At 65.0% G+C, this 2,001-nt stretch carries 2 protein-coding genes; both read right to left on the bottom strand.

The window, feature by feature from the left end; genetic code table 11:
• On the bottom strand, positions 1-1,449 hold a 1,449-nt coding region (locus AC2VOG_RS15310; RefSeq protein WP_486940725.1), incomplete at its 3' end, for a serine/threonine-protein kinase.
• A gap of 25 nt (positions 1,450-1,474) precedes the next feature.
• The coding region (locus AC2VOG_RS15305; protein WP_486940724.1) for a substrate-binding domain-containing protein at positions 1,475-2,001 on the bottom strand (527 nt) is incomplete at its 5' end.

Here is a 2,001-nt window from a genome sequence, read left to right as displayed (position 1 = left end):
CAACCTCACCACCCGGTTGTTGAAATCACTCACATACACGGTCCCCGCCGAATCCACCGCCAACCCCTGCGGCTGGTAAAGACCGTTGAACGGCAGCTCCGTCGGGGTGCTCGATCCCGGCGCCAACTTCACCACCTTGCCGTACATGCTCTCACTGGTGACGTAGACGCCGCCGGCATTGTCGAGCGCCACCCCGCTTGGCGAAAGCCGGTAATTGAGGCCATTGAACGGCAGCACGCTTTGTCCCGATGCCGACGTCGATGAGTTCCGCCACGGCTGCACCACGAAAACTGCAACTCCGACGGCGACGGCGACCAGGGCAGCAGCGCCGATGAGAATCCACTTTCGCTTGTCATCCCGCGGCGATGACGCGCTGAAGTCCGGTGCGGGCGCAGGGCCGGGGGCGGACGGCGGCCCGGAGCGGTGGCCCCAGCTGCCGCCGCCGGCGGGAGGGGGCCTCCAGGCCGCCTCGTTGGCGATCGACGGCACAGGTCGAGCCATGGTTTCGTCGGGCAGTGAGGACGTGTGACGCGCCTGCAGGGCACGATCGGCGTGATCGGCCGCCCTGGCATTCTCGCCCTGCTGCAGGATCCTGACCGCCTGGTGTTGCTCGGGTTCAGCCAACGCGTGGTGAGCGGCGGCGGCCAGCTCACCGGCGCTGCGATAACGCTCGGCGGGGTTTTTGGCCATGCCGCGGGCGATCACGTCATCGAAAGCCGCCGGGATCACTCCGGGGCGCAGCTGGCTGGGCCGCGGCGGAGGCTTCGTCAAATGCGCACCGACCGCTTGCTCGATACTGCCGACCGGAAATGGAGGCGACCCAAGCAACGACTCGGCCAACACACAGGCCAGCGAATACACATCGGCCCGATAGGTGACCTCATCGCCGGTGAACCGCTCGGGAGCCATATAGCTGTAAGTTCCCATCGCAATCCCGGTCTGGGTCAGCCCCGGATCGGCAGCCGCTCGGGCGATCCCGAAGTCCACCAGATAAGCGAAGTCGTCGCCGGTGACCAGGATGTTCTCCGGTTTGACGTCGCGATGCGTGACCCCCGCAGCGTGCGCGCCGTCCAGTGCGGCGGCAATCTGGCGCACAATGGCGACCGCGCGGGCAGGAGCCAATGGTCCGGAACGCCTCAACAGCGTGGCCAAGTCGGTGCCGTCGACCAGCCGCATCTCCACGTACAGCTTTCCGTCGATCTCGCCGTAGTCATGGATCGGCACCACATGCGGTTCGGTCAGCCGACCCGCGGCATCGGCTTCTCGCTGCATCCGTGCGCGGAACGTCGGGTCGCCGGAGAATTGCGGCGAGATCAGCTTCAACGCCACCATCCGGCGCTTACGGGTGTCCTCGGCCTCATAGACCTCACCCATGCCACCGCGGCCCAACAGCCGGTGCAGTCGATAGTGCCCAAATTGCGACCCCACCCGTGAAACCGGCCCGCTCACAGCGACGCTCCCTTCGTCGTGATCATCATGAGATCGCGTTCACCGCTGTCGCCAGCTTCGCCTGGAAGGAGCTGGGCATCGGAATGGATCCGTACTGATCCAAGCCATCTTGGCCCGGCCCAATGGCGGCCTGCATGAACGCCTTCACCGCGGAGCCAGTCGCGGAATCCGGATACTTCGAGCAGACGATCTCGTAGGTCGCCAACACGATCGGATAGGAACCAGCCAGTGTCGGCTTGTAGAACGACGACGTGTCCAACACCAAATCATTACCGCTGCCTGCGAACTTGACCCCGGCAATGGTCTTGCCCACGGAGTCGACAGTAATCGAAACCGGCTCCGGACCGGCCGAGGTGATGATTCGGGCCATGCTCAATTGCTTACCCACCGCGAACGACCACTCGTTGTAGGTGATCGCCCCTTCGGTGCTCTGCAACAGCGCTGACGTGCCGTTGTTGCCCGCGGCACCGACACCGACGCCCCCGTTGAACGTCTCGCCGGCGCCTTTACCCCACGCCCCGTCGGAGGCGCCGTCGAGATATTTCTGAAAGT

It is taken from the genome of Mycobacterium sp. TH-M11, from assembly GCF_057473725.1.
The sequence above is the reverse complement of the archived record's forward strand: the minus strand, read 5'-3'. Positions and strand labels throughout refer to the sequence as shown.